The organism is Rhizobium sp. AC27/96, from assembly GCF_001692325.1.
GTDB lineage: Bacteria > Pseudomonadota > Alphaproteobacteria > Rhizobiales > Rhizobiaceae > Rhizobium.
In genome coordinates this window covers 1-1,044 of sequence record NZ_LXKN01000011.1, presented here as the reverse complement: position 1 = coordinate 1,044, position 1,044 = coordinate 1, and the positions used below count along the sequence as shown (strand labels likewise).

1 protein-coding gene is annotated in these 1,044 nt (G+C 64.9%); it reads left to right on the top strand.

What is annotated here, in order from left to right:
• Positions 1 to 1,044: putative Ig domain-containing protein (locus tag A6U86_RS11045; RefSeq protein ID WP_198929048.1), on the top strand; the 1,044-nt coding region annotated here is incomplete at both ends.

Here is a 1,044-nt window from a genome sequence, read left to right as displayed (position 1 = left end):
GGCCGGGCTGACGCTCTCGTCCGCCGGTGTCATATCCGGCACGCCAACGGGCGGCGGCACGTACAACTTTACCCTGACCGCCACCGACAGTTCGACCGGTACCGGCGCTCCGTTTGCCGTCGCCAAAGCCTACAGCATCACCATCGCTGCACCGACGATTGCGATTACCCCGGCAACGCTTGCCGCTGCCACGTTGAACGCCAGCTACAGTGAGACCATCACGGCCTCGGGTGGTACGAGTACCTACGCCTATGCCGTAACCGCAGGTGCCCTGCCGGCCGGTCTTACCCTCTCCTCGGCTGGCGATCTCTCGGGAACGCCGACTGCGGCCGGCACCTTCAACTTCACTGTCACCGCAACCGACAGCTCCACCGGTTCCGGACCTTACACAGGCTCCAGAGCCTACACACTGGTGCTGGTTGCCCATCCGCCGATCGCCAACGGTGTGACTGCGACGGTTGCCCAGAACTCCTCGGCCAATCCGATCACCCTCAACATCACCGGCGGCACCCCGCTCTCGGTTGCGATTGCGACTGCGGCAAGCCATGGCACGGCGACCGCATCGGGTACTTCAATCACCTATACGCCGACGGCAGGCTATGCCGGTGCCGACAGCTTCACCTACACGGCCACCAATCTCGACGGCACGTCCGCGCCGGCGACCGTCAGCATCACCGTATCCGCTCCGACGCTGTCACTGGACCCGGCGACGCTGGCTGCAGGCGCCATCGGAGTCGCTTATAGCGAGACCACGACAGCTTCCGGCGGTACCAGTCCCTATAGCTACGCGATTACCGCAGGCGCCCTGCCCGCCGGCCTCACCTTGTCTTCAGGTGGCACCCTTTCCGGCACGCCGACCGCGGCAGGGACTTTCAACGTCACGATCACCGCGACGGACAGCTCGACCGGTACCGGCGCGCCGTTTACTGCGTCCAGAGCCTATAGCCTCACGATATCGGCACCGACGATAGGGCTTACGCCTGCGACGCTTGGTGCAGCGACGCTGAATGCGGGTTACAGCGAGACGATCACGGCGTCTGGCGG